We start from the raw sequence: 25,936 nt of genomic DNA on the forward strand, positions 1-25,936 counted from the left end.
GCGCGGGACAAGGCAACGCCTTGTTTCGGAATGCACGATGACCCTGACCGGACGACGAATCCTGACCTGCGCGCTCGCAGCGGCCGGTGGCGCGCTGTTCCTTGTGGCGGGATTGCCGCTGCCCCTGTTGCTGGGTCCGATGCTGGCCTGCCTGCTGGCCGCACTGTCGGGCGCGCCCCTTGCCGATACGGGGTGGCTGGGCACATTGATGCGCACGATCCTGGGGGTTGCGGTCGGGGCGTCGATCACGCCGGGGGTGCTGGCTGGCCTGCCGGACATTGCTGCCTCGCTGGCCTTCGTGCCGGTGTTCATCGGTGTCATCGCGCTGATCGGCTATCCGCTTCTGCGCCGGGCCTTCGGGTTCGACCACGCGACGGCATGGTATGGCGCGATGCCGGGTGGGTTGCAGGACATGCTGGTATTTGGCGAGGAGGCGGGCGGCGACATCCGCGCCCTGTCGCTGATCCACGCGACGCGGGTGCTGGTGATCGTCACCGTCGCGCCGCTGATCATGACGAGTTACTGGTCGGTCGACCTGTCGCAGCCCCCGGGCCAACCGCTTAGCTCGGTCGCCCCGCACGAGCTTGCGCTGATGGCGGCCTGCGGCGTGCTGGGCTGGAAGCTGGCCGAGCGGGCCAAATTGTTCGGGGCCTCGATCCTGGGGCCGATGATCCTGACTGCCGCCCTGTCGCTTTCGGGGTTCATCCAGCACCGCCCCCCGGCCGAGATGATCCAGGTCGCGCAATATTTCATCGGCATCGCCGTCGGGTCGAAATATGTCGGCATCACGCCGCGCGAATTGCGGCTGCATGTCACGGCAGGGCTGGTCTATTCGCTGGCGCTGGCGGCGATCAGCCTGGTCTTCATCGAGATCATCGTGCAGCTTCGACTGGCGCCGGGGCTGGGCGCCTTCCTGGCGTTCCTGCCGGGCGGGCAGGCCGAGATGATCGTGATCGCGATCATCGCAGGCGCCGACCTGGCCTATGTCGTCAGCCACCACCTGCTCAGGATCGTGCTGGTGATCTTGCTGGCGCCGGTCGTGGCACGGGTCTTTCGCCGCTAGATGTTCATCTGGCTGCCGATCTCGACCACGCGCCCGGCCGGGATGCGGAAATAGTCCGAGGCGGCGGCGGCATTGCGCGACAGCGTGATGAAGAGGTTCGCCTGCCAGCGCGGGATGCGGCTGCGGGTCGAGATGCGGATCCGGCGCCGGGACAGGATGAAGGAGGTCGCCATGATGTCGAATTTCCACCCCTGCCGGCGGCATTGCAGCAGCGCCTGCGGCACGTCGGGATCCTCGGTATAGCCATAGCGCAGCTCGATCCGGCGGAAGCGGTCGTTGAGCTCCTCGATCCGCACGCGCTGATCGGGCTGGATGCGGGGCACGTCGGCGGTGGCGATGGTCAGGATCACGTTCTGCTCATGCACCGACTTGAAGTGCTTCAGGCTGTGCAGAAGCGCGCCGGGCGTCAGGTCGGGGGTCGAGGTCAGGAAGACCGCCGTGCCGGGCACCGTGGCGATCGAGCTGGATTTCTCGATCTGCTCCAGCAGGGTTTCCAGCGGCAGCTCGGCCTCGCGGTCCTTGGCGGTCACTGCAGCGGTGCCACGCACCCAGCTGCCCATGATGACAAGAGATACGCCGGCGATTCCCAGCGGCACATAGCCGCCCTCGGCGATCTTCATGAGGTTCGCGCCCAGGAACACCAGGTCGAGCAGCAGGAAGGGCAGCATGATCGTGACCGACAGCCATAGCGGCAGTTTCCAATGCTTGTGCGCGACGATCATCGCCAGCGTCGCGGTGATGACCATCGTCCCGGTGACACTGATCCCATAGGCCGATGCAAGGCTGGAGGAAGAGCCAAAGATCAGCACCAGCGCCAACACCGAGATCATCAGCCATTGGTTGACGCCGGGCATGTAGATCTGGCCCTGGTGCTCGTCCGAGGTATGACGGATCTTCATGCGCGGCAGCAGTCGCAATTGCACCGCCTGCTGGGTCAGCGAATAGGCCCCGGTAATAACCGCCTGGCTGGCGATGATGGTGGCCAGCGTCGCCAGCAGCACCACGGGCAGCAGCGCCCAGTTCGGAAACATCAGGAAGAAGGGGTTGTCGATCGCGGCGGGGTTGGACAGCAGCAGCGCGCCCTGTCCGAAATAAGTCAGCAGCAAGGCGGGGAAGGCCACGAACAGCCACGCCATCTGGATCGGCTTGCGCCCGAAATGGCCCATATCGGCGTAAAGCGCCTCGGCCCCGGTCACGGCCAGGAAGACCGCGCCCAGCACGACCAGCCCAAGCTGGCCGTTGGTCGCGACGAAACGGACGGCATGGACCGGGTTCAGGGCCGCCAGCACCTCGGTATCCTGCACCAGCCAGTGACAGCCACCCGCCGCCATGACGAAGAACCAGATCAGCGTGACCGGGCCAAAAAAGCGCGCGACCGCGTCAGTGCCGCGGTTCTGAACCAGGAAAAGGCAGATGATGATGGCGATGGCCAGCGGTTCGATGAAGGGATCGACGCCGTCGGTCACAAGCTTCAGTCCTTCGATCGCAGACAGGACCGAAATCGCGGGCGTAATCGCGGCGTCGCCATAGAACAGCGAGGCCCCGATCATCCCGAGGATCAGGATCGCCATGTTCGGCCGCCCCATCGCGCGTTGCGCCAGCGCCAGCAATGACAGGGTCCCGCCCTCGCCCTCGTTGTCGGCGCGCATGAGGATCAGGACGTATTTGACCGTGACCACCAGCACCAGCGCCCAGACGATCAGCGACAGCACGCCCAGCACGTCTTCGCGGTTGACGCCCCCATGACTGGCGCCTGCGGCCAGCATCGCCTCGCGGAAGGCGTAAAGCGGCGAGGTCCCGATATCGCCATAGACCACCCCGATTGCCGCCAGCGACAGTGACAAAAGCCCGGCGCGCCGCGGCTCGGCATCGGAAATGTGAGTATCCAGAGTGGTCATTTCATGCTTCCTAGGTCGCGGCACGACTCGCCGCAGACCCGGGACATTGCCGCAGAGCAGCATAAAGGTTCGACCGCGATTTCACGCGGGTGTGTAAGTTTTTCATAAAGGCAATGGACAAGCATCGCGCCAACCCGCCAGAATCCCATTATGAACCAAATGGATACTTCCCAGCTGAAGAATGACCGCCGATGGATGACGGCGCCCAGCCTGAGCGGGCTTTTTGCGGCTGCGGCCATCCTGATCGTGGTCGCAATGATCGTCGGTTCCGCGCGCGACGTGCTGCCGGAATCGGTCGCTATCCTGTTGTTTTTGACCGCTGTTCTGATCTGCGCGGCGGGCTTCGGGTTCTGGGTCGGCATCGCCAGCGCCTTCGGTGCGCTGGCCGGGTTCAACTTCATGTTCGTCGAGCCGCATCTGACGTTGCGCATCGCGCAGCCGCAGGATGTCATCAAGCTTGCGGTCTTTCTGCTTGCGGCGGCCATTACCGGACTGATCTCGGGTCGCCTGCGTGAACAGGTGGACGCCGCCGAGGCGCGGGCCGCCGCGCTTGAGGCCTTGTCCCGCGTCTCGTCCGAACTCTCCGGCGCAACCACCGCCTCGGAGGTGACGCGGATCGCGGTCCGTCACCTGAACGATCTGGCGCAGGGGCCGGCGCTGGCGCTGGGGCCGGTCGATGGCCAGCTTCGCCTGCTGGCCGCCGCGCCCGAAGGCTATCTGCCCGACGCCAGCGAGCTTGAGGCCGCGGATGTCGCGCATCGCCGGGGTCGCCCCGAATTCGCCTCGGCCCAAGGGTGGAGCGGGTCGCGGCTGACCTTCTATCCGGTTGCCGGATCGGGCGGGCGCGGCGATGGTCTGGTTCTTGGACACAGGCGCATCCCGGCGGATCGGCGGGATCACGGCTGGCGCGACCTGGCGATCACCGTGATCGTGCGACAAAGCGCGCAGGCGTTGCAGCGTCTTGCCCTGACGCAGGAGGCCGAGGCCGAACGCCGCCGCGCCACCAGCGAAGAACTGCGCTCGGCGCTGCTTGCCTCGTTGTCCCATGACCTGCGCACGCCACTTGCGACGATCCTTGGCTCGGTCACGACGCTGCGCCAGCTTGGCGGCACCCTGTCGCCCGAGGCGCAGGACGACTTGCTGGCGGCGATCGAGGAAGAGGCCGAGCGTCTGGCCCGCTATGTCGAGAAGCTGCTGCAACTGACCCGGTTGCAGGCGGGGATGCAGATCCACACCACCTGGGTCGATGCAGGCGATGCCGCGCTGGCCGCGGTGAACCGGGCCAGACGGTCCTGGCCCAATGCGCGGATCGAGGCGGCGATCCCGGCACTGCCGATGATCCGGGCCGAAGCCGGGTTGCTGGAGCAGGCGATCTTCAACCTGATCGAGAACGCGGTGAAGTACGCGCCGGGTGTCATCCGCGTATCGGGTCGCGTGCAGCCTCCGCCGGCGGTTGGCGCTGAGGCGGACGGCGCTGAGGCGGATGGGGCCGCACCGGGCGGTTCGATCATCCTGTCGATTTCGGACCGCGGCCGCGGTTTGCCCGGACCCATCGGGGATTGGCTGTCCTCGGACAGCATGACGCGCGGCCCGCAGTTGATCGGGCTGGGCCTGCAGATCAGCAAGGGCATTGCGATGGCGCTCGGCGGCTCGATCTCGGCCAGCCATTCCCCGGTGGGTGGCGCGGTGCTGGACATCCGGCTGCCAGTTCCGCAGGACGGCGGATCGTGAACATGCGGCAGACCATCCTGATCGTCGATGACGAACCCCAGATCCAGCGCTTCCTGAGCCACGCGCTGACCGCTGCCGGCTATGACACCCGTCTGGCCACCAATGGCTCCGAGGCGCTGGCGAGCGTTTCCTCGCAGGAACCCGACCTGATGATCCTGGATCTCGGCCTGCCCGACATGAATGGCAAAGAGGTGATCGAGCGGCTGCGCCTGCGTTCGGACCTGCCGGTGATCGTTCTGTCCGCGCATGATCAGGAGATGGAAAAGATCATGGCGCTGGATCTGGGCGCAGATGATTTCATCGCCAAGCCCTTTGGCATTGGTGAGCTGCTGGCCCGGTTGCGGGTCAGCCTGCGCCCGCGCCGCGCCGCCCGGATCGAGGTCATCCGCCAGGACGGGCTGGTGATCGACCTGGACGCCCATCAGGTCAGCCGCGACGGCGAACAGCTTCGCCTGACCCCGAAAGAGTTCGATCTGCTGGCAGTGCTGGCCTCAAACGCGGGGCGGGTGATGACGCATCGCCGCCTGCTTCAGCAGGTCTGGGGCCCGGCGCATGTCGAGGACGTGCCCTATCTGCGTGTCTTCATCGGCCAGTTGCGCCAGAAGCTGGAAACGGACCCGGCACGGCCCGCGCTGATCCTGACCGAGCCCGGCGTCGGCTATCGCTGGGCACAACCCGAGGGAGGCAGGGCATGAGCATCGCGATCCTGTCCGCGACCGGCCATCGCCGGATGCCGTGGAAGAACGGCCGCGGCGTGACAACCGAGATTGCGGTCCACCCGCAGGGCGCTGGATTGGCCGATTTCGGCTGGCGCGTCAGCATGGCCGCCGTGGACGAGGATGGCGATTTCTCGATCTTTCCTGGCATCGATCGCAGCCTTGCGGTGCTGAGCGGGGACGGCATCGCGCTGAGTATCCATGATGAGCCGCCGCAGCTTCTGGGACCGGGCGGTGCGCCGCTGTCCTTTCCGGCGGATGTCCCGGTTTCGGCGCGGCTGCCGGGCCGTCCGATCACCGATCTGAACGTGATGACGCGGCGCGGCCATTTCTGGCACAGCCTCGCGCGGGTGGATCAGGCCGAGGATCTACCCGGCGCAGACTGGCGGCTGGTCCTCGCGACCGAGGCCACGCGCCTGCAGCTTGGCGCCGAGGCGCTGGCGCTGGGGCCGCTGGATGCGGTGTTGTGTCAGGGGCAGGACGCGCTGAGCCGGCTTTCCGCGACTGCGCCGGTCTGGCTGATCCGCATCGGCCAGATCTAGGACGCGCCGCGGTTTCCCAGGATCAGGTCGCGGCCGGCAAAGATGCCGCCGACGCATTCCATCTGGAAACGCTGCATGTCACGGGCGCGGATCCCGGCGATGACTTCGTCGGCTTCCTCGGGTTCGTCGCCCAGTTGCAGCAGCGCCTCGCGCCCCATGCTGAACGCACTTTCCAGCGTCTCGCGCAGCTGGAAATCGACCCCGGCATTGGCCAATTCCAGCGCATGTTCGCGGTCAAAGGCGCGCGCCATGATCGGGACCAAGGGGAATTCGTGCTTCACCAACTGGGTGATGCGGGTGACGGCGTTCTTGTCTCCGGCGACCGCGATGATCAGGCTGGCCTCGGCCGCGCCGGCGGCGTGAAGGACATCCAGCCTCGCGCCGTCGCCATACCAGATCTTGAAGCCGAATTCGTCGGCGTTGCGGATCGTCTCGGGATCCTTCTCGATGATCGAGATGGAATGGCCCCGCGCGATCAGCGGCTGGCTGATGATCTGGCCCATGCGGCCGAAACCGATCATCAGCACCCGCGCGCTGAGGCCGTCGGCCGCCTCGATCCCGTCCAGCGAAGGGATCTCGTCCGGGGTCATCCGGTCGTGCAGGATCATCATCAGCGGTGTCAGCGCCATCGACACGATGACGATAGCCGTCAGCACGGCGTTGTCCTGCGTCGAGATGATGCCGACCTGCATGGCGCTGGCATAAAGGACAAAGGCGAATTCGCCGCCCTGCGCCATCAGCACTGCGCGCTCCAGCGCCTCGCGGTGGTCGGCACGCCAAAGCCGGGCGACGCCATAGATGACCAGCATCTTCAGGATCATGTAGGCCGGGACGCAGATCGCGATCAGGGCCCAGTTCGAAACGATGGTCTGCAGGTCCAGCGCCATGCCGACGCCCAGGAAGAACAAGCCCAGCAGCAGCCCGCGAAAGGGTTCGATATCGGCTTCCAGCTGGTGGCGGAAGGTGCTTTCCGACAGCAGCACCCCCGCCAGGAACGCGCCCATCGCCATCGATAGTCCACCGGCCTGCATCAGCACGGCTGCCCCGAGCACGACCAGAAGCGCGGCGGCGGTCATCACTTCGCGCCCGCCGAACCGGGCGAGCAGGCCGAACATTGGGTTCAGCAGATAGCGTCCGGCCACGACCAGCGCCGCGATGCAGCCCAGTCCGATGGCGATGCTGACAAAGCGTTCGGCCAGCGTGACCTCGCCCCCGCCGGGGGCAAGGAAGGCGACAAGTGCCAGCAGCGGGACGATGGCCAGATCCTCAAGCAGCAGGATCGAGATGATGCGCCGCCCCTTGGGCAGCGACATCTGGTTCCGTTCGTCCAGCATCTGCATGACGATGGCAGTCGAGGTCAGCACGAAGCCCGCGCCCGACACGAAGCTTGAGGCGACCGGAAAGCCCAGAGCCAACCCGACGCAGGTCAGAAGGCCCACCGCCAGCAGCACCTGGGCCAGCCCAAGGCCGAAGATCTCGCCTCTCATCGCCCAAAGACGCGAGGGCTGCATCTCCAGCCCGATGATGAACAGGAACAGGACGACGCCCAGCTCCGCGACATGGATCACGGATTGCGGGTCGTGGAAGATGCCCAGCCCGAAGGGCCCGACGGCCAGCCCCGCCGCAAGATACCCCAGCACCGAGCCAAGGCCCAGCTTGCGAAACAGCGGGACCGCGATCACCGCCGCGGCAAGCAGGATGACCACGCTGTCAATGCTGGTTCCGGCCATATGGGCGGCCCCTGCCGCGGCTTCGGTCGCTGCCATCTGTGCCGTCCCTCTTTTTGTGTTGTTCGCGGCAGACTAGCGCAGGCAATGCGCCCCTGCATCCTGCGATTGTCGGAAATGCCGGCCCCGGGCGGGACCGGCGACGCGGTCAGCGCCAGCCAAGGGCCGGGGCGACATGTTCCAGGATCGAGCCGATGACATGGGCGTTGTATTCGACGCCCAGCTGGTTTGGCACGGTCAGCAACAGGGTGTCGGCCTCGGCAATGCCTTCGTCGCCACGCAATTCCTCGATCAGCCTGTCGGGCTCACCGGCATAGCCGCGGCCAAAGATCGCGCGCATGTTGTCAATCTGGCCGATCTGGTCGTCTTCCTTGCCGCCGCGCCCGAAATACATGCGGTCGCGGTCGTTCATGATCGGAAAGATCGACCGGCTGACCGAGACGCGGGGCGCGCGCTCATGCCCGATCTCGACCCAGGTCTCGCGATACAGCCGGATCTGCTCGGCCTGCTGGACGTGGAATGGCTTGCCGCTCTCATCCTCTTTCAGGGTCGAGCTTTGCAGGTTCATTCCCAGCGTCGCCGCCCATTTCGCGGTCGCGTTCGAAGCCGCGCCCCACCAGATCCGGTCGCGCAAGCCCGGCGAATGCGGCTCCAGCCGCAACAGGCCGGGTGGGTTCGGAAACATCGGGCGCGGGCTTGGCTTGGCGAAGCCGTGGCCCTGGATCACGTCCAGGAACACCTCGGCATGGCGGCGGGCCATGTCTGCATCGGTCTCACCCTCGGCCGGGGCATAGCCGAAATAGCGCCAGCCATCGATCACCTGCTCGGGCGAGCCGCGGCTGATCCCCAGTTGCAGCCGCCCTTGCGAGATCAGGTCGGCCGAACCGGCATCCTCGGCCATGTAAAGCGGGTTTTCATAGCGCATGTCGATGACGGCCGTGCCGATCTCGATCCGTTTCGTGCGCGCGCCGACGGCGGCCAGCAGCGGAAACGGGCTGCCAAGCTGGCGGGCAAAGTGGTGGACGCGGAAATAGGCGCCGTCCGCGCCAAGTTCCTCGGCCGCGACGGCAAGGTCGATGGATTGCAGCAGCACGTCCTGCGCGCTTTGGGTTTCCGAATGGCCATCGGGCGACCAATGGCCGAATGAGAGAAAGCCGATGTTTTTCATTCTATCCTCGGGGGGCTTGCGTGGCAGGGTCCTGCCACGGGGGATCCTTCAGCTCGGCCGCGACATGGTCGATGAAGCGGCGCAGCTTGGCGGGCATGGGGGCGACCGGCGGCCAGACCGCCACGATGGGCATTCGGCGCGTCGGAAAGCCGGTCAGGATACGTTCAAGCCGCCCATCCGCGACGGCCGAGGCGACGATGAAGCCGGGCAGCATGGCCAGCCCCAGCCCCTGAACCGCCATGTCGCGGATCGCCTCGCCATTGTTCAGCGAGATGCGCCCCTCGACCAGCGGCGCGACAAAGCGATCGCGGTCCTGGAACTGCCACAGCTGGCTGTTCGGCATGTGGCTGTAGCCGATCACCTGATGGTCGCGCAGATCCGCCAGACTTTCCGGGCGGCCGTGCGCGTCCAGATAGGCGGGACTGGCGCAGGCGACGCTTTCATCCTCGCACAGCTTGCGCTGCATCAGGGCCTTGTCGCGCAGCTTGCCCACGCGGATGCCGATGTCATAGCCTTCGCGGGCAAGGTCGCGGGTCCGGTCATCGTAATCAACCTTGATCTCAAGCTCGGGGTTCTGCGCGGCGAAACGCGCGATGATCGGCCCAAGATGCAGGATGCCAAAGCTCATCGGGGCCGAGATCGACAGGCTGCCGCGCAGGGGTGCGACGCCATCCATGTCCCAGGCGGTGCTTTCGGCGGCCGCGACCAGTTCGTTCAGGGCAGGGCGCAGACGCTCGGCCAGGTGCATCGCGGCCTCTGTCGGGGTGATACGCCCGGCATTGCGGCGAAACAGCGCGGCGCCCAGCGTCGCCTCAAGATCGGTAATCCGCTTGCTGACCACCGATTTCGACAGGTTCATGCGGGCGGCCGCCGCAGTCACGGTGCCAAGCTCCATGACGGTCAGGAAGGTTTCAAGGTCGTTCAGATCATAGCGCATGGCGGGAAGATAGCCGGTGGCCGCCGCCGCGCAAGCCCAAGACCGTTCGTCAGCGCAGAACGCAATGTTCGACACTGCCTCGGTGGCGGAAACGGCTGACCTGTCCGATATTGGCTGGCAGAGAAAAGGAGGCCCACCATGGAGCTCACCGGAATTCACCACCTGACGGCCATCACCGCCCAGGCCCGCGAGAACAAGCAGTTCTATACCGACGCGCTTGGCCTGCGTCTCGTCAAGAAGACGGTCAACCAGGATGACACCAGCGCCTATCACCTGTTCTATGCCGACGGGCTGGCACAGCCCGGCACCGACCTGACCTTCTTCGACTGGCCGGCTGCCCGCGAACGCCGCGGCACCCATTCGATCAGCCGCACGGGTCTTCGCATCGGCAAGGACAGCTTCGATTTCTGGGCGGGTCGGCTTGCCGATCGCGGTTTGACCGCGGGCAAGGTCATTGACCTTGACGGCCGCACCAGCCTTGATTTCGAAGACCCGGAAGGCCAGCGTTTCCGCCTGACCGAGGATGCACCCGGCGTCACCGCCGCGGCCTGGGAAAAAAGCCCGGTCGCCGCTCAGCACCAGATCCACGGGCTGGGACCGATCACCATTTCGGTTCCCGATCTTGCGCCGACCGAACTGGTGCTGACCCAGGTGCTGAACATGCGCAAGGTGCGCGAATATGCCAGCCCGGACGGGCAGGGCAGCGTGCATGTCTTTGAAATGGGCGCGGGCGGTCCCTCGGCGGAACTGCACGTCGCGGTCCAGCCTGACCTGCCCATCGCACGCCAAGGTGCCGGAGGGGTCCACCACGTCGCCTTCCGCGTGCCGAACAAGCCCGCTATCCACGACTGGGCGCAGCGCCTGAACGAACTGCGCATTTCCAGCTCGGGCGAGGTCGAGCGTTATTACTTCCGCTCGCTCTATTTCCGCGAGCCGGGCGGCAACCTGTTCGAGCTGGCTTCGGACGATCCGGGCTTTGCCGTAGATGAGCCGCTGGAAACGCTGGGCCAGTCCTTGTCGCTGCCGCCCTTCCTGGAGGGGCGCCGCGCCCAGATCGAAGCCGGACTGAAGCCGCTTGACTGATCTATCGGGGCCGCCGGTTCAACCGGCGGCCCCTTTCCGTTCGGCAGCAAGGTCGCGGGGATGGCCATGCAGCTGATCGATTTCCTGCGCCACCAGCTTTTGAAGGGTCCACAGGTTCCGGTCGCGAATCCCGAATTCCTGCAGATGCAGCACCGTGTTGAACAGGTATTCGGCGCAGGACCCGGCAGAGCCGCAGGCGCGTGCCAGGATATGCGCGACCTCGTGCAGCGGCAGCTTGCTCAGGATCCGCTCTCCGCTCGGCCCGGCCCAGAAGACCAACGCGCGCATCCGACCGCGCGCGGTGTGGACGGGGATCCAGCGCATCATGTCGATATTCTCGTGATAGCGGATCTCGCGCGTGACCATGCGCCGGATCTGCGCCAGCCGGTCGCCTTCGCGCACGCGATAGATCACGCCATCGCATCGCCCGCCGCGTTCCAGCGCCATCATCAGACCCAGCTGCTGGGGCGAGCCGCGCCAATGATGCATCTTGAGGCAGAACGACCGGTGCCAGCCATAGGCGCTGGCCCGGCAATGATCGACAGCGTCGAAATCGGGCTTCCAGATCAGCGAGCCATAGGCAAAGACCCAAAGCGGATCGCTGCCCAGATCCTCGTGATACTGGCGCGACAGCGCCTCGATCGCGCCTTCGTCCATCTGGCGCCAGCCCGGTTCGGGTCCAAGGTCGGGTTCGTCCCTGAGCGACAGGGCGACATGCTGGGCTGTCAGCGACATCGTCCGGGGGGCCGGCATGGGGGCGGGGGTCTTCATCGCTTGTCTTCCGTCTTCCTGACCTTCGCTTTCGGCATGTGTCGATCAGCTTCAGGGAACGCCATCCCGCCCGCGGCCGCAAGCCGGATGATGGCTTGGACCGCTCTGGCGGCGCCAGGTAAGCGGTTGAGGGCGCAGGCGACGCTTTGTGCGCCAGGTCGCTGACGCGCAAGGCAGGGGTAGTTCGGCCTTTCCACGAGGATCGTGACGATTGGGCCTTGTTTTTGCCATCGCTCCGCTGCTAGACCGCTCGGCGGAGACGTGGCCGAGTGGTCGAAGGCACACCCCTGCTAAGGGTGCAGACGGGGAACCGTCTCGAGGGTTCGAATCCCTTCGTCTCCGCCATTACCTCATGTAACTATCAGATTTTTCTAGATATTCCGAACAATGTTGTGTCGGGACCCACTTCCTTACCAACAACATTCTGGCGCTTGGCTGACCTCTCAGCACAGCTTTCGCTCATTAAGATTTTTTCTCATCCCACAGGATGAACAGTTCAGTCCTCCGTATGAGTGAGTTGGGCGGCAACTTCGGCGCCACTGTCTATTGGAGAAGACTATGACTACATCGCTCGAAGCCGAAAACCTGTTCCTCTCGGTGGTGCAGGTTGCGAAACGTTATGGCGTGTCCACTGACAGCATTTGGCGCTGGACGAAGCAGGGAAATTTCCCCGCTGCCGTCCGTGTGGGACCGAACTGCACCCGGTGGCGCTTGGCGGACCTGACTGAATACGATCAGCAGTTGCAGGCATGTTGTGTGATGAGCGCGTCGTGGGCCCTTGCGGCCTGATCGGTCGCGCCTGCTCCTCATAGATCTGGACCACTCAGCTGCAGCATCACGGCTGCCGGGTGGTCGGGGTCACATCGTCGTCCTGAAACCTATACCTCCACTTGTTGTGGCTTTCTTCCAAGAGTATATACAGACGAGCATACAAGGAGGCCGGGATGATCGAGACAAAGATCCGCAAGGTTGGCAACTCCGCCGTGATGACACTGACGACCGAGATGCTGACGCTGCTCGACGCCAAGGAAGGCGACACCCTCTATGTCGTCCGCACCGATGACGGTGGACTGAAGGTCATGGTCGAAGATCCGAACCTCAAGGCCGCACTGGCGGCCGCCGAGATCGTGATGGACGAGAACCGGGATCTGCTGCAGGCCCTCGCATGACCGACTGGATATGGGTGCCTCTAGGGGCGCTCACGGTGATCCATGACCGGCAGATCTCTCGACATGGCGGTGCTTCCGGCATGCGCGATCTGGCGCTGTTGGAGATGGGCTGCGCACGAGCGATGAACCTGGCAGCTTACGGATCACCGGACGTTTTCGACATCGCCGCCGCTTACGCGTTCGGGATAAGCAAGGCGCATGCCTTCGTCGATGGCAACAAGCGCACCGCGTTTGTCGCGAGCTTCACCTTCCTGCGGCTGAACGGGCTGAACCTGCGCCCGGAGTCGCGTGAGGGTGTTCGGATGATGGAGGACCTCGCCTCGGGCGCCGTTACCGAGACGAGCTTCGCCAGTTGGTTGCGTGCGTTGCTGGCGCAGCAGGAAGGCAAAGCAGGGAACGGCTGACCATTCCCTGCTCGACGCCTCATCCCGCATCCAAAAGCTCGCACAGCGCCTGCACGCGGGTCGGAGAGGGCTTCGGGTCACGTCCACCTGAGATCACCCTGATGAACTCGATCCAAGCCTTCTCGTTCGCGCTCAGCTGGTCCCACGGCCCCACCGGACCCATGGGGACAGTAAACAGGTCCTCACTCATTTTCCGAATATCCCCCTCAGAGTGGTGCGTGAGCGCGAGGTCAGCCGGGGATCAGAGTTCTGCGACGCGTCACGGATCTCGTCGAGCCAAGCGCGCTCGTTCTCAGTCGCGGGTGTGCCGAAGATCTCGGTGATCGCCTTCGCGGCGGTAGTGCCGACAGCCTGGTCGAGCGCCAGCCGCATCAGGTAAGCCGGATCAACCTCGAGCGCCTTCGCCAAGGACGGCACGCGATCCAGAGGGATCTTGTTCTTCCCGGTCTTGAGGAAGTTCATCATGTTCGGGTTGGCGAAGCCCGCTTCGCTGGCGATCTCTGCCTGCGTCTTGCGGTGGGAGAGGTCGCGGATGCGGTCAGCGACAAGTTTCGCTGCAGGGGTCAAAGCGTGCGGTGCGGTCATGATCGATCTCATCTGTTGTTGACTGAGACCGACCGTAGAGAGCGCTGCGCACAGCGTCGGGTGGGGACTTCACCGGGTGCGAAGTCTTAGAAAAAATGTGACTAGGTGATGGGGATGCAGCCAGTGCCCGAGATGTTGGGATGGCAGAACCCTCCGGGTCAATTGTCACAAAGCGGACGAAGCGGACGGTTGCAGGCGCAGCAACAAGGAAGGTTGTCCCTGCCAGACGATCGTTCAACCTAGCTGAGAGCTGTGATTCGCTGCGGTATACTCGGACGACCGGTTCATCGCCGTCAGCGACCAATCCGCATTGGGTATTGGAGCGGGTTTGGCGCGGCAGCCAAGACTGCCATAGTTCACGCCGCTGCCCGGCGTTGCGTCTCGACCGAGACGCCGCGCCAACATACCTTCCAGAACGACTTCACGCGTTCGCATCTGGGGCAGCGAACCCCTCGAGGGCGGCTACAGCGCCTGCAGCTAGCGGCTTGAAGGCAAACTGCGTCTCGCATTTGTCGTGTGCGCACACCGGCTTGCTAAGGCCGATCGGCCGCTGATATTTGGTGCGCCCACAGATGCATTCGAACTGCCCGCGGAACACCTTGAACTCGTTCCACCTGGTCTGTTCGTCCCCGATTGAACCGTCGCCATAAGGCGCATCCTGAAAATGGCTTCCGAAATTCTCGATATCGCCCTTGATGAGGCTATTGATGAAGCGATTGTTAACTCCCGGCACGTCGAAGGGCGTTAGCTTGAGTTTGTCAAGGAACGCACCAATCGCCGAAGCCAGTTCGGCGCGATCGTAGGAATAAGCCTTCTCGAGTTGCCGGATGCGGACATTGACGCCGAAGCCGCGCGCAATACCCAGCAGCCATTCTTCCTCGGCTTGGCGCATCTCGTTGGCAGCGGACTCTCCCTTGGCCCAGCGGTCGGCGATCATCTCATCGGTGACCTTGTGGTCGGCGAAGCGCGGCCCAAACGCCGGGTCCAGTCCGATGATGCGGGTAAACTGCCAGTCCTTTGGGGCTAGCTGGTCCTTCAGGTGATTGAAGAAACGCTCGTCATGGGTGACGAGGATGATCTGGCAGTCAGTAAACATCTTGGCGATCAACGCACCGATCGCGCGACGATGATCGGCATCGTAGGATGTGACGACATCGTCCAGTGCGATCACCGGTGCGGCACCGTTGAATTTCTTGATTGCCGCGAGGCGCAGCGCGAGCGCGACCGAATGGATCTGGGAGTCGCTAAGATATCCGCCCGGCGCGACGCTTGGACGGTTTTCCGCGAAATCGATCACCAGCTGCATACGCTGCTGGTTGGCGTCGTCCTGGCCGGGCAGTTCCAGCCGGATCGGTTTGGCGTTGGCGCCCTGGATCTCCTTATAGATGTCGTTCATCGGCGCCTGAAGCGTGTCGAGCAGCGACTGGACCTTTTCCCGAATCTTGCCCGAGACGAGCGTGGCTTGTGCGCCGAGCGCTTCGTGCAGCGCGGTTAGCTCTTCGACGGTGCGCGTTGCCAACGCCACCTCCTTCCGAAGCGTCAGCAGCCGGTCGATGCTGGCCTTGGCCTTGATCCAGGTATGCTGCCCCTGCTTCGCTTCGATGTCCGCGATGTCCTTGTCGAGACCTGCCAAACGGGCCTCCAGCTCGGCGACAATGGCGGCGGACTCAGGCGCAGCGGCGGCCGGCCATTCGGAAACGCCGGTCTGATAGAAGACGAGCGCGATCTTGAACCAGTCGCCATCATCGTCGGGCAGATGCTCGATCATCGCGGGGAGGCGCGCCACTAGCTGGTGATGCGCTTGGGTAGTGGCAGTTTCGGCGTCGTCCAGCGCAGTCTTTGCGTCGTTGTAGCTTTGAAGCTCCTCGAGATGGGTCTGCAGCAGATCGCGGATCGCGGGCACGCTTCCGGCAGCGGTGTCGCCGATCACTGTGGCGCATACCGGGCAAGCGTCAGGCGCGGTCGCGACGTCGGAAAACAGCTTCTCAGCTTCCTTCCACACCGATCGGAAAACGGTGCCGGACGCTTTGTCCCGCTCGTCGGCCTCAGTAGCCTGGGCATCAGCCTGATCGACCAGCGCCTTACCGAACGCCGCGATTGCGCCGGAAAATTCGACGTCACCACCATTCTCGGGGACGGTCTTCTGCCACAGGGCGACAATCGAACTGCGGATCTGTTTGAGGCCGGCGAGTCCGACCTGTTTTTCCTCCGTCTCGACACGATTGCTGACCTCGACATAGCCCTCGTCTTCAGCGACGAGTGTTTTGAGCGTCAACGTCGGATCGAGAGGCGCGATGACGCTTGCGTTGATAAAGGCGAGCACGGCCGCGTCCTCCCACGCCTGAACTGCCTGGCCAGTTTCAGACCGCAACAGTCTGTCAACGCGATCATGTTCGGTGGTGCTCTCTGCAGCGGCCCTCACATCACGGCGCAGGAGGCGGAGGTTCTTTTGCACTTCCACCAGTGGTGAAAGCTGGAGCCAGTCTGCTACCTCACTATAGCGATTCTCGGGGCTATGGGCTTCAACAAAGGTGCGCAGCGTATATCCGCGGATGATCGGTGGAACAACGAAACCGGCCTTCATTGCGGTCGCAGCCGCGTGAATTGGGCGCGAGTTGCCTACGGCGGCACGGCTGCCCTCGGCCGTCATTTTGCCAGTGATCGTCGTAAATCTAACCGCGGGCGCGATGCCGGCTGCCTGCGCGCCATGGTGCATGAGCGCTGGCGGTCCGGCTTGGTTGTTCTGGGTGCGCTGCCCGAGCCGTTCGAGCGTGCCATGTTCCGAGAAGAGGAATTCGAGCGCGTCGATGACGCTCGACTTACCCCAACCGTTCGGCGCGAAGATTGCCAAGCAGGGCTTCTTGCTGAAATCGAAGGTCTTGGGCTGAAGATAGGCGCGGAATCCTTCCAGCGTCAGCGAGTGGAAAAGCGTCGGATCAGCCATTGGGCTGCTCCTCAGCAGAAACCGCGCGCTTCGCCGCCAACGCGACGATTGCAGCCTTCGCATTGGTCACGGCATTGGCATGCGGCGTGGCGGTCAGCAGATGATCCGAGAGGATGCTGGCAAGATCGGCGTCCACGTCGACCGTCTCCCTAAGAGTCTTGGACACGACTGCCAAGAACGCGTTCGGCGTCTCCGCTGGTTCGACTTCTGGCAGAGCAAGCGCCGCGAGCATACCCGGCGCTTTCGTTGCGTCATTTTCCACTAGTCCCTCCCTCACCGACTTCTTTGCGCCAAATAGCGCAGTGACACACCAAATACTTTTTGCCGGTCCGCCGGTGATAGACCAAGCTCTCGTCTTTCGCCGCGTTGATCGCCTTCGCACCCGTCAAAGACTGCTAAGCGGGCGCAAATGCGGACGCTAAGGGAGGGACTTTCGAACGGCAACTATGGGCGGTGATTAATTCCGTGCGTGCGAACCACAGAGCTCAGCTGCACAGCGATCGAACGTCGGCGATGGACTCGAAGGCCGGGCGGAAATGCTGCATGGATTTCAGGACCAGCACGCGGCGCTCGGTCGGATCGATTCCTGCGACGCTCGACTTTTCACAAGGGATGGTTGATCACCATCGCGTCGCGCTCGGGGATCTCGATGTCCATCTTCAACGCGTGAACCAATCCACCAGCCTGCTCAGCGATGGCGTCTCCGATCCGCTTGCGCCCGGGTCCGCCCATCTCAGGGATCTTTGCGACGACGGCCGCCACCCGCACGCGCAAGCGCTTCAGGAGCCCCGGAGTGGCCCGTGGGAAGCCGAGCGCCACGATGAAGCGGGTCAGGTCGTCGGTGGTGATCTCATCGGCCATGCGGGCCGCTCCGACGTCGAACGACAGTTGGTGGGTCACCTGAAGGACTCGCCGCACTGGCACTTAACATCGGTTAACAAAATGCCCTAAAAATGTAACACGACCGTCCAGCTCGTGTTATGTTTTGGGCTGTTTTCGTCGGCTTAAGGGAACATTCGCGCCCAAAAACGTAACATCAGAGCCCCAAAATGTAACATCCGTGGACCGAAATGTTACGCCCAAACCCAGCAAACGCTGGGGCTTCTGGGACGACTTAACACGATCTTTACGTTTTCGAGCCACAAAATGCGTTTTCCACTACGAGAGACGGACCTCGGGATGGAGCCGAGCAAACGAAATTCGCAGATCCACAATCGAAACTCGGACCGACGCGGACGACGAAGGGGATGCCGAGGACGATTGAACCGAGGTTACCGACATTGTGTTGAGACCCGGACTTCAGCCGGATAGACACCGAAGTGGATGCCGCAGACGATTGGACCGAAGCAGCGAGGGCAGGTCCAAGCACCCGCAGAGGAGATCCTTTCATCCCGATCCGTCGCTCGTCTTCTTAGTAAGTATCCTCTAGTAATAGCTATATAGTATATACGAAAGACGGACTGGGATGAGCACCGTCCTCGGCTGTCAAGCGAAGCGCTCAGTTGCTCGTAGAGAGCTTTCCCGGTCTCCCGCTACCTCGCCACCAGAGAGCACCACGGACGCGCTCAGCGCGCGTCCTAGCGAGTCTCAGCTTCTGTCTGACCGCGCAGTGACTGAGACGCTGCACGCCCTGAGCAGCCCGTCTTCGGCCATCGCGCGGCATGGACCGCCGAAATAGGGAGTCCCAACAATTACGGCAGGGCGGAGGCTGTGGCAGGTCGGAAGGCGCAGGGCTTCGTAGAAAATCTACCAACGCCCTCCAGGTTTGGCTGATTTCGCATGGAAGCCGAGGAAGCTGTGTTGCTTTCTGGCAGATAGCATGTCCTTCGCATCGCTGCGATGCTTTGCTGAGGCTTGACTTGGCACAGGCTCCCGAGCAACAAGTCAATACTTGTTGAGGAGTTGAGTCGATGGATGAGCAGCAGGCGCTCATTGCCTTCACAGCCATGTCCCAGGAAACCCGGCTGCGTATCGTTCGGCTGCTGGTGCAGGCCGGGCCGGAGGGCATGGTAGCCGGAGCCATCGGCGAGGCCTTGGGCGCAACCACGTCGCGACTGTCGTTTCACCTCAGCCATCTCGAGCATGCCGGCTTGGTCCGGTCCACGAGAGACGGCCGTTTCATCATCTATACCGCGGTCTATTCATCGCTGGCCGAGCTGATCGCCTTTCTGATGAAGGACTGCTGCCAGAGCCATCCAGAGATCTGCGCGCCCGCTGGCACCGCTCTGAGCTGTGCCTGCGACCCCGACGCGATCGAAAGGACCTGAGCATGGACATCGTCATCTACCACACCCCGATTGCGGCACCTCGCGCAATGTGCTGGCGATGATCCGGAATGCGGGTGTCGAGCCGCATGTCGTCGAATACCTCAAATGTCCTCCGTCGCGCGCGATGCTGGAACAGCTCATCACCCGGATGGGGATTACGCCTCGCGAACTTTTGCGCGAGAAGGGCACACCCTACGCGGAGCTCGGCTTGGGCGATCCGTCCTTGTCCGATGCCGCGCTTGTCGATGCGATGATGGCGCATCCGATCCTGATCAACCGTCCTTGTCCGATGCCGCGCTTGTCGATGCGATGATGGCGCATCCGATCCTGATCAACCGTCCTATCGTCGTCAGCCCGAAAGGGGTGCGGCTCTGCCGTCCCTCGGAACTGGTGCTGGACCTGCTGCCGCCCCAACTGGCCGCCTTCAACAAGGAAGATGGCGAACAGGTCGTGGAGGCCCATGGCAATCGCGCTCACTCTGCCTGATCAAGGACACATTGCCATGACCGCCATCAGCCCGGCCAGCCGCCTATCCTTCCTCGACCGATACCTGACGCTCTGGATTTTCGCCGCCATGGCGCTTGGCATCCTGCTTGGCACGATCTTCACGGGCTTGCCGGACGCGCTCAACGCGATATCTGTCGGCTCAACCAACATCCCGATCGCGATCGGTCTGGTCCTGATGATGTATCCGCCGCTGGCCAAGGTCCGCTACGAGGAGCTGCATCAGGTCTTTGCCGACAAGCGGGTGCTGGTGCTGTCACTGGTCCAGAACTGGCTGATCGGGCCCGTTCTCATGTTCGCCTTGGCCGTGATCTTCCTGCGCGACCAGCCGGAATACATGACTGGCTTGATCCTGATCGGGCTAGCCCGCTGCATCGCCATGGTGCTGGTCTGGAACCAGCTTGCGCGGGGCGACAACCAGTATGTCGCGGGGTTGGTGGCGTTCAACTCGATCTTCCAGATCCTGTTCTTCTCAACCTATGCATGGCTGTTCCTGACCGTGCTGCCGCCACTGTTCGGGCTGGAAGGCAGCGTGATCGACGTGAGCTTCTGGACTGTTACCGAGGCGGTGCTGATCTATCTGGGCATTCCCTTTTCCGCCGGTTTCCTGACCAGGCGCCTGCTGATCTCGCGCAAGGGCGACGTGTGGTATAGCGAGGTGTTCCTGCCCCGGATCAGCCCGATCACCCTGCTGGCGCTGCTCTTTACCATCGTCGCCATGTTCAGTCTGAAAGGGGGCGATGTGCTGCGCCTGCCCCTGGATGCGGTCCGGATTGCCATTCCGCTGGTCTTGTATTTCGCCATCCAGTTCATGGTGAGCTTCGTCATGGGCCGGCTGATCGCCCGCGACTATCCCCGAACCACGGCCATCGCCTTCACCGCGGCGGGCAACAATTTCGAACTGGCGATCGCGGTGGCCATCGCCGCTTATGGCCTCGCCTCGCCGGTGGCATTCGCCGCCGTCATCGGCCCCTTGGTCGAGGTTCCGGTCCTGATCCTGCTGGTGAAGGTCGCCCTGCGCCTGGGCGACAGCTGGTTTCCGGAAGACGCCGCGTTGAAGGAGGCCCACGTATGATCCCCGACCTGCCGAACCTGTCACCCGGTGCTGACCGGATGCCGGAGCTACCAACCGTGCCCCGCTCCAACCATCCGCCGCGCATCCTGCTGCTTTACGGCTCGCTCAGGGAGCGCTCCTACAGCCGCTTCGCCACGCTGGAGGCGGAACGCCTGCTGCGCCATTTCGGCTGCGAGACGCGAGTCTTTCACGCCAATGGCCTGCCGCTGCCCGATGATACAGCAGCGGATCACCCAAAGGTGCAGGAGTTGCGCGATCTCTGCCTTTGGTCCGAAGGCCAAGTATGGACCAGCCCCGAGCGGCATGGCGCAATGACCGGCGTGATGAAGTCGCAGATCGACTGGATTCCGCTGGCCATGGGGGCGATCCGCCCAACGCAGGGTCGCACGTTGGCCGTGATGCAGGTCTCGGGCGGCTCACAATCGTTCAACGCCGTAAACCAGATGCGGGTGCTTGGTCGATGGATGCGCATGTTCACGATCCCCAACCAGTCTTCGGTCGCCAAGGCCTATGACGAGTTCGATGAGGCCGGGCGGATGCGCCCATCGAGCTACTACGACCGCATCGTCGATGTGATGGAGGAGCTGGTCCGCTTCACGCTCTTGACCCGCGATCTGTCCGACGTCCTGACCGACCGCTACAGCGAGCGCAAGGAGGCCGCGTCGAAACTCGAAGCAAGGGTGAATCTGAAAGCGGCGACTTGATGGCTGCTGTGATGGGTTGGCCGGATGTTAATGCGATCGTAGCGCAGGATCGTCAGCGCCTCGGGAGCGTTTACCATGCTCTCACAAATTCGCTCCTACCATGATTGACCGGGAATTGGGTCTGCATCTCATCGGGACGTCTTGCTGTAAATGTTCCGATACCGTAACATTTACAGACGCAAACCAGCGCGACCGTCTGTAATTGTTACGCCCTAAACCACGACATAAACATCCATGAACGACCTTACTGACCATCCCAAGACCGCCATAGGCTACATCAGAGTCTCAACCGAAATGCAGGCGCAGGACGACCGCGCGCTCGAACGTCAAGCAGACCTGATCCGCAAGTTCGCGGCCGCACGCCGCATCCGTCTTGATGCTATCTACGAGGATGTTGGCTCTGGTGCTGATGCCTACACCCTGAGCCGGCGGCCGGGTCTCCAGGATGCGTCTCGGCGTGTGGTGTCGGAAGAAGTTGCGTGTCTGATCGTCCCAGAACCTTCCCGGCTGTTTCGGAACGTTGCCGCTGCGGAGCAGTGGCTTCAGACCTATAATGTCCCTGTCCTCTCGGTCCGCGACGGCGGTGTTCTGACGGACCAACAGTTTCTCGATGCGGTTCGTCAGGGTGAGGAAGTGGCACAGCGGATCCGGGAAGGCACGTCTGCAGCCTTGGAGACGCATCGCGCTACTGGACGAGTCGTCGGCCCCTCTGGTGGCAAGCGCGCAGCCAACAAGGCTTCAGTGAAAGCGCGTGCGGCGCGCTCGGACGGCATCGTTGACATGATCGCGCACATTCTGCTCGAGGATCCGGCCTATAGAGACCTGTCGCACAGGGCGCTGGCGGACCTACTGAACCGAAGGAACGTGTTGTCTGGTTGGGAACGTCCCTGGACCCCGGCAGGGGTTCGTCGCGCGCGCTACGAGGCCGAGAAGCGCATAGCGGAGCGCCAAGCGCTCGACCTCGAAGATGACAGCACGCCCGTGGACGAGGAGGCCGTGATGCAGGCGTTGCCCACTTTTGGCATGTTCGGTAATGGCAACTAAGGATCCCAAGGCACGAAGTGCGCTCACCTTCAGTTCGTCAGCGATGTCGTGGGCACGGTAGACGTTCTACCGCTCGATCGGGTCAGAGGCGGACGTCGATCCCCAGACCTCACTAGAAAACGGGGAACGGCAGCGAAGCGGGACCGATCGGTGCGGCATGGCGTTCCCCGGCTACGTTGATGCGCCGTTGGCGATCAGCCATCGTTCAAGGGCTTCGAGCAGGTCCGGCTGGAGTTGGGTGCCACGCGACAGTGCCATGCCCAGAGATGCATCCAGCGCCTTGAAGCCCATTTCGCGCATTACCTGTCCTGGCTTCATCTTCCGGCGTGCGATGATGTCGCGGATGGCGGTGGCTTCAGCCGGGGTAAGCGTGCGGTTGGCGGGCGCTCTCACTGGCCTCGAAGCTTGTGCCTGTGCAGTTGGTGACGAGATGCTGGGCACGGCGGCAGAGCATCCGATCAGCGCCTTGAACGCATCCCGCTCGGCCTGGGACGCTTTCTGCCATGCAGCCGTCAGAACCTTCAGGCGGCTCGTTGGCTTGCGAAGTCCGGCAGCGATGATCGCCGCGGATGCGTTCTTGAACTTTCTTTTCTGGTAGTCGTCGAACACATCCGGACGCTCGGCCTTCATCCGATCGAGGTAGTAGGCATGGTCACGGCGTTGCTTCGGGTTTGTCATCGGTTGGTCCGCGTCGAAAGGAGAGAGTAGAATTTCTACTCCCAAATGGGCATGTTTTCGGCGGCAATGCGCCTACACTTGACTGCTATCTGGCTGAGCTGCCGCCCGTCGGGAGTTCGGGATGGCGGTTAGTTGTCAGCCAACGCTCTTCGACCGCGATCACCAATGCTGACATTTCCATCCCAAGCCCTGCACTGACAGCAGCCAAGGCGCTGAGCGAGGGCTGACGCTTTCCGGTCTCGAGGAACGAGACGAACCGCACCGATACCTGTGCCCGATCGGCCAACTCCTCCTGGGTCAGGCCGGCCCGCCCGCGCGCATCTCGCAGGACTTCCGCAAACGCGGCGACAAGGGGTTCGTTGCTCCGATCCATGCGGCGAGCCATCCCGCACGCCTTGACATCGCACCACGAACAGTTGTTCTAGTTAGCGGCCGAAAAGCTCAGGATGTGGAACGATTACAAAGAGAAACTCCTGCATCCCGACGCTCGTGAAACAGCGCAAAGCCACTCAGTCCGATGTCATGATCGCGAACAGTTCGCGAGCCATGCGCCGCGCGTGACCGTGCAACATCCCGTCCATTCGAGAAGACCTATTTCATGCCCTATGCATCCCGGACCATCGGCGCCGTCATCGACGACGTAAATCGAAGCTACTTTCTGCCCGCGATCCAGCGCCCGTATGTCTGGTCCTCGTCCCAGGTCATCGCGCTGTTCGACTCGCTGCTGAAGGGTTATCCGATCAGCAGTTTCATGTTCTGGGCGGTGGACGACCAGACCAAGGTCGAATTGCGTTGCTACCGGTTCATCGAGAACTACCGACCTGACGGCGCGAACGAGCCAGCAGGTGCCGAGGGAAGGCAAATCACTCTTGTTCTGGACGGCCAGCAGCGGCTGACCTCGCTGCTGATCGGTTTGCGCGGGACATTTTCCGAGAAAGCAAAGGGCGCGCGACATAGCAACGCTGCCGCCTGGTCGGCGAAGACGCTGTTCATCGACCTTCTCAAGGATCCCGATCCAAACAACATAGACGAGGATGATGGCAGCAGCCTGGGCGTCACTTATGGTCTCGCCTTCCACGATCGGCGGCCGTCCAACAGCAACCGCCACCACTGGTTCAAGATGGGCTCGATCCTAGACTACGAGTCCGAGGAGCGTCTGGAAGCGCTGATCGCCAAGGTGAAAACCGAGTTCCATCCTGGGGTCTCGGACTGGGAGCGCGGCATTGCCGAAGACACGCTGCGTCGGCTGCACCGGGTGGTCTGGCGCGACGAGGGCATCAACTTCTACACTGAGCACGACCAGTCGGCCGATCGTGTGCTCGACATCTTCGTCCGTGCGAACGACGGGGGCACCAAGCTGTCGAAAGCCGATCTGCTCATGTCGATGATCACCTCGAAATGGTCGAGCGGAACGGCACGCGAGGATATCGGCGGTCTCGTCGACAGGATCAACAAGGGCATCGGCACGCCCAACAAGATCACGCGGGATCTCGTGCTGAAGGCATGTCTCGTGGTCTGCGATTATGATGTGGTCTACAACGTTCGTAACTTCACCACCGAAGCCATCGCCGAGATCGAGCGCAACTGGGACCGAATCGGCCAGTCGATCGAGAACACCTTCCGGCTGCTGAACCGGCATGGCCTGACCGGTGACAATCTTGGGTCGTTGAACGCGGTCCTGCCCCTCGTCTACTATATCTACCACACACCGGGCTTTGACTTTCGCGGCTCGACCGAATTCGAGCGCGTCAACGCCTCCGCCATGCATTATTGGCTTCTGAACAGTCTTTTAGTCAGCGCTTTTGTCGGGCACTCGGACCAGACGATCACTACGGCACGCGCGACGGTTCGTGATCATCTTCGGGTGGCGCGCGATTTCCCGGCACAGAAGCTGTTCGATGCCATGGCGAAGGGCGGTCGTCTCTCACAGGTCGACGAGCGCACCATCGAGGAGTTGTTGGAAATGCAGTATGGCAAGCCGCGCACCTTCGTGGCCTTGTCTTTGCTCTACCAAGGTGTCGATTGGGGCGGCGCAAGCTGGCACGTCGATCACATCATCCCGCAGGCTGACGCCCAGAAGAATGTGTTGCGCGGCAGAAATCTGCCAGAACACCGTATCCAGGAGATCGTCGCGGCTTCGAACAGCCTTGGAAATCTTCAGCTTCTGCGCGGCGACGAAAACATCGAGAAGGGGGCTATACCGTTTCGGTCATGGATCACGGGACGCCGTGTCGATTTCTACGCGCAACACATGATCCCGGAACGGCAGGACCTGTGTGACGTCACCTCGCTGCCAGAGTTTGTCCGCGAACGCGAAAAACTAATCCGTGGCCGCATCCTCGAACTGCTCGGGCGGATGCCAGCATGACGACAGTGACGATGAACCGCGCGGATCTGAAGGCCGTCTGCCTGACAATGCTGGAGGCGGCCGCGATCGAACACCCAGCTGGCCATCAGGGCAAGCTGGCAGCACGCTACATTATCCGCACTACCAGCGGGGAGCGTGTTGGTCTGATGTTCGAGAAGGGCGAGCGGACCAAACCATATGTTTGGGTCGAGCGGCGCTTTGCGCGGGATCTGCTGGATCTCGACATAGAGTTCCGGCTCTCGCTCGCCTCATCGCTTTACCAAGAAGCAGAGACGGGCGGCAAACGCACCTACGGTCGTCACGCTGCCCTGAAGTCCATGCGTGACCTAGCCAACGCGGATCTGATCCGGTTCACGATCGACCGGCCCGAGCAGATGGGGATGATCCTGCAAACACTGATGGCGATTTGACTGGGGTTGGTCAGAGCAGCCCGCACTATAGGATGTTCTGACGCGTCCGGCTGACTCCATCAGTTCGCCATCCGATCGGGGCAACGGGGAACGGCAGCGTAGCGGGACCGACCGGCTGCAGATGGCACAGTCCCTGCCACAAGCCGCT

The 25,936-nt window shown here is 63.0% G+C and carries 27 protein-coding genes, 1 tRNA gene and 1 pseudogene; 16 read left to right on the top strand and 13 right to left on the bottom strand.

The genetic code is table 11. From position 1 onward, the window contains the following. Positions 1–37: 37 nt before the first annotated feature. Positions 38–1,063, top strand: a complete 1,026-nt coding sequence (locus ACO2Q4_RS00120) for an AbrB family transcriptional regulator (protein ID WP_423316448.1) — start codon at positions 38–40, stop codon at positions 1,061–1,063. Here ACO2Q4_RS00120 and ACO2Q4_RS00125 read toward each other — a convergent pair. Beyond that, complete coding sequence (locus ACO2Q4_RS00125; RefSeq protein ID WP_311761442.1) at positions 1,060–2,961, bottom strand: potassium transporter Kup; 1,902 nt, start codon at positions 2,959–2,961, stop codon at positions 1,060–1,062. The genes ACO2Q4_RS00120 and ACO2Q4_RS00125 overlap by 4 nt on opposite strands. Positions 2,962–3,156: 195 nt before the next feature. Here ACO2Q4_RS00125 and ACO2Q4_RS00130 point away from each other — a divergent pair, with 195 nt between their 5' ends. Genes ACO2Q4_RS00130 through ACO2Q4_RS00140 form a run of 3 tightly spaced genes read left to right on the top strand, consistent with a single transcriptional unit; the run spans position 3,157 to position 5,950 of the window. Continuing rightward, entirely contained in the window at positions 3,157–4,692 is a 1,536-nt protein-coding gene (locus ACO2Q4_RS00130; protein ID WP_395134654.1) for a sensor histidine kinase, read from the top strand. A 2-nt stretch (positions 4,693–4,694) separates the two neighbouring features. After that, complete coding sequence (locus tag ACO2Q4_RS00135) at positions 4,695–5,387, top strand: response regulator (RefSeq protein WP_423316450.1); 693 nt, start codon at positions 4,695–4,697, stop codon at positions 5,385–5,387. Then, the gene (locus ACO2Q4_RS00140) at positions 5,384–5,950 is read left to right on the top strand and encodes a HutD/Ves family protein (RefSeq protein WP_311761445.1); all 567 of its coding nucleotides are present in this window, start codon (positions 5,384–5,386) and stop codon (positions 5,948–5,950) included. The genes ACO2Q4_RS00135 and ACO2Q4_RS00140 overlap by 4 nt, the downstream gene beginning before the upstream one ends. On the opposite strand, the gene ACO2Q4_RS00145 is transcribed toward ACO2Q4_RS00140, so the two are convergent. From ACO2Q4_RS00145 to ACO2Q4_RS00155, 3 genes are all read right to left on the bottom strand, one after another. Continuing rightward, a complete protein-coding gene (locus ACO2Q4_RS00145; protein WP_423316453.1) occupies positions 5,947–7,716 on the bottom strand; it encodes a monovalent cation:proton antiporter-2 (CPA2) family protein in 1,770 nt (589 codons plus the stop codon). The two genes, ACO2Q4_RS00140 and ACO2Q4_RS00145, sit on opposite strands and share 4 nt — an antisense overlap. A gap of 109 nt (positions 7,717–7,825) precedes the next feature. Further along, on the bottom strand, positions 7,826–8,845 hold the full coding sequence (locus tag ACO2Q4_RS00150; RefSeq protein WP_423316455.1) for an LLM class flavin-dependent oxidoreductase: 1,020 nt from the start codon (positions 8,843–8,845) through the stop codon (positions 7,826–7,828). 1 nt (position 8,846) lies between these two features. Next, positions 8,847–9,857, bottom strand: coding sequence for a LysR family transcriptional regulator (locus tag ACO2Q4_RS00155; protein WP_423316457.1), 1,011 nt, complete (start codon positions 9,855–9,857; stop codon positions 8,847–8,849). 63 nt (positions 9,858–9,920) lie between these two features. Between ACO2Q4_RS00155 and ACO2Q4_RS00160 the strand changes: the two genes are divergently transcribed. After that, on the top strand, positions 9,921–10,865 hold the full coding sequence (locus ACO2Q4_RS00160) for a ring-cleaving dioxygenase (protein WP_423316459.1): 945 nt from the start codon (positions 9,921–9,923) through the stop codon (positions 10,863–10,865). A gap of 18 nt (positions 10,866–10,883) precedes the next feature. Here ACO2Q4_RS00160 and ACO2Q4_RS00165 read toward each other — a convergent pair whose 3' ends face one another. Continuing rightward, positions 10,884–11,636, bottom strand: coding sequence for a gamma-glutamylcyclotransferase (locus tag ACO2Q4_RS00165; protein WP_395134643.1), 753 nt, complete (start codon positions 11,634–11,636; stop codon positions 10,884–10,886). A 255-nt stretch (positions 11,637–11,891) separates the two neighbouring features. Here ACO2Q4_RS00165 and ACO2Q4_RS00170 point away from each other — a divergent pair. The 4 genes from ACO2Q4_RS00170 to ACO2Q4_RS00185 all read left to right on the top strand — a co-directional run bounded on the left by ACO2Q4_RS00170 (position 11,892) and on the right by ACO2Q4_RS00185 (position 13,209). Further along, positions 11,892–11,981: transfer RNA gene (locus tag ACO2Q4_RS00170), tRNA-Ser, on the top strand. Positions 11,982–12,194: 213 nt separating this feature from the next. Continuing rightward, complete coding sequence (locus ACO2Q4_RS00175) at positions 12,195–12,425, top strand: helix-turn-helix transcriptional regulator (RefSeq protein ID WP_423316461.1); 231 nt, start codon at positions 12,195–12,197, stop codon at positions 12,423–12,425. Positions 12,426–12,580: 155 nt separating this feature from the next. Further along, positions 12,581–12,805 carry an AbrB/MazE/SpoVT family DNA-binding domain-containing protein gene (locus ACO2Q4_RS00180; RefSeq protein ID WP_423316463.1) on the top strand — a complete coding sequence of 75 codons (225 nt, stop codon included), beginning with the start codon at positions 12,581–12,583 and terminating at the stop codon, positions 12,803–12,805. After that, the gene (locus ACO2Q4_RS00185; RefSeq protein ID WP_423316465.1) at positions 12,802–13,209 is read left to right on the top strand and encodes a type II toxin-antitoxin system death-on-curing family toxin; all 408 of its coding nucleotides are present in this window, start codon (positions 12,802–12,804) and stop codon (positions 13,207–13,209) included. Before ACO2Q4_RS00180 ends, ACO2Q4_RS00185 begins: the two co-directional genes overlap by 4 nt. 19 nt (positions 13,210–13,228) lie before the next feature. Here the strand turns inward: ACO2Q4_RS00185 and ACO2Q4_RS00190 are convergent, their stop codons facing one another. The 6 genes from ACO2Q4_RS00190 to ACO2Q4_RS00215 all read right to left on the bottom strand — a co-directional run bounded on the left by ACO2Q4_RS00190 (position 13,229) and on the right by ACO2Q4_RS00215 (position 17,599). Next, positions 13,229–13,399: a hypothetical protein gene (locus ACO2Q4_RS00190; protein ID WP_423316467.1), complete on the bottom strand. Its 171-nt coding sequence runs from the start codon at positions 13,397–13,399 to the stop codon at positions 13,229–13,231. Then, entirely contained in the window at positions 13,396–13,794 is a 399-nt protein-coding gene (locus ACO2Q4_RS00195; RefSeq protein WP_423316469.1) for a helix-turn-helix domain-containing protein, read from the bottom strand. Before ACO2Q4_RS00195 ends, ACO2Q4_RS00190 begins: the two co-directional genes overlap by 4 nt. 421 nt (positions 13,795–14,215) lie before the next feature. After that, positions 14,216–16,738, bottom strand: coding sequence for an AAA family ATPase (locus tag ACO2Q4_RS00200; RefSeq protein ID WP_423316471.1), 2,523 nt, complete (start codon positions 16,736–16,738; stop codon positions 14,216–14,218). Beyond that, positions 16,731–17,000: a hypothetical protein gene (locus ACO2Q4_RS00205; RefSeq protein ID WP_423316473.1), complete on the bottom strand. Its 270-nt coding sequence runs from the start codon at positions 16,998–17,000 to the stop codon at positions 16,731–16,733. Before ACO2Q4_RS00205 ends, ACO2Q4_RS00200 begins: the two co-directional genes overlap by 8 nt. Positions 17,001–17,223: 223 nt before the next feature. Further along, positions 17,224–17,352, bottom strand: a complete 129-nt coding sequence (locus tag ACO2Q4_RS00210) for an MlrC C-terminal domain-containing protein (RefSeq protein WP_423317296.1) — start codon at positions 17,350–17,352, stop codon at positions 17,224–17,226. Beyond that, positions 17,342–17,599, bottom strand: a complete 258-nt coding sequence (locus ACO2Q4_RS00215; RefSeq protein WP_423316475.1) for a hypothetical protein — start codon at positions 17,597–17,599, stop codon at positions 17,342–17,344. The genes ACO2Q4_RS00210 and ACO2Q4_RS00215 overlap by 11 nt, the downstream gene beginning before the upstream one ends. Positions 17,600–18,648: 1,049 nt before the next feature. On the opposite strand from ACO2Q4_RS00215, the gene ACO2Q4_RS00220 reads away from it, so the two are divergent. From ACO2Q4_RS00220 to ACO2Q4_RS00240, 5 genes and pseudogenes are all read left to right on the top strand, one after another. Next, positions 18,649–19,005, top strand: coding sequence for an ArsR/SmtB family transcription factor (locus ACO2Q4_RS00220; protein ID WP_423316477.1), 357 nt, complete (start codon positions 18,649–18,651; stop codon positions 19,003–19,005). Positions 19,006–19,007: 2 nt separating this feature from the next. Beyond that, positions 19,008–19,491, top strand: a pseudogene (gene arsC / locus ACO2Q4_RS00225) (arsenate reductase (glutaredoxin)). 16 nt (positions 19,492–19,507) lie between these two features. Beyond that, complete coding sequence (gene arsB / locus ACO2Q4_RS00230; protein ID WP_423316479.1) at positions 19,508–20,584, top strand: ACR3 family arsenite efflux transporter; 1,077 nt, start codon at positions 19,508–19,510, stop codon at positions 20,582–20,584. Next, positions 20,581–21,288 carry an arsenical resistance protein ArsH gene (arsH, locus tag ACO2Q4_RS00235; protein ID WP_423316481.1) on the top strand — a complete coding sequence of 236 codons (708 nt, stop codon included), beginning with the start codon at positions 20,581–20,583 and terminating at the stop codon, positions 21,286–21,288. Before arsB ends, arsH begins: the two co-directional genes overlap by 4 nt. Before the next feature lie 234 nt (positions 21,289–21,522). Continuing rightward, positions 21,523–22,332 (top strand): recombinase family protein, encoded by an 810-nt coding sequence (locus tag ACO2Q4_RS00240; RefSeq protein ID WP_423316483.1) that lies wholly within the window; start codon positions 21,523–21,525, stop codon positions 22,330–22,332. Between the two features lie 171 nt (positions 22,333–22,503). Here ACO2Q4_RS00240 and ACO2Q4_RS00245 read toward each other — a convergent pair whose 3' ends face one another. Together ACO2Q4_RS00245 and ACO2Q4_RS00250 are read right to left on the bottom strand one after the other, a co-directional pair. Next, positions 22,504–23,010 (bottom strand): hypothetical protein, encoded by a 507-nt coding sequence (locus ACO2Q4_RS00245; RefSeq protein WP_423316485.1) that lies wholly within the window; start codon positions 23,008–23,010, stop codon positions 22,504–22,506. A gap of 85 nt (positions 23,011–23,095) precedes the next feature. Beyond that, positions 23,096–23,395 carry a helix-turn-helix domain-containing protein gene (locus ACO2Q4_RS00250; protein ID WP_423316487.1) on the bottom strand — a complete coding sequence of 100 codons (300 nt, stop codon included), beginning with the start codon at positions 23,393–23,395 and terminating at the stop codon, positions 23,096–23,098. A 213-nt stretch (positions 23,396–23,608) separates the two neighbouring features. Between ACO2Q4_RS00250 and ACO2Q4_RS00255 the strand changes: the two genes are divergently transcribed. Continuing rightward, on the top strand, positions 23,609–25,378 hold the full coding sequence (locus ACO2Q4_RS00255) for a DUF262 domain-containing protein (RefSeq protein WP_423316489.1): 1,770 nt from the start codon (positions 23,609–23,611) through the stop codon (positions 25,376–25,378). Next, a complete protein-coding gene (locus ACO2Q4_RS00260; RefSeq protein ID WP_423316491.1) occupies positions 25,375–25,788 on the top strand; it encodes a hypothetical protein in 414 nt (137 codons plus the stop codon). The genes ACO2Q4_RS00255 and ACO2Q4_RS00260 overlap by 4 nt, the downstream gene beginning before the upstream one ends. Positions 25,789–25,936 lie beyond the last annotated feature (148 nt).

Source organism: Paracoccus sp. KR1-242 (assembly GCF_049446195.1).
GTDB classification, from domain to species: Bacteria; Pseudomonadota; Alphaproteobacteria; order Rhodobacterales; family Rhodobacteraceae; genus Paracoccus; species Paracoccus broussonetiae.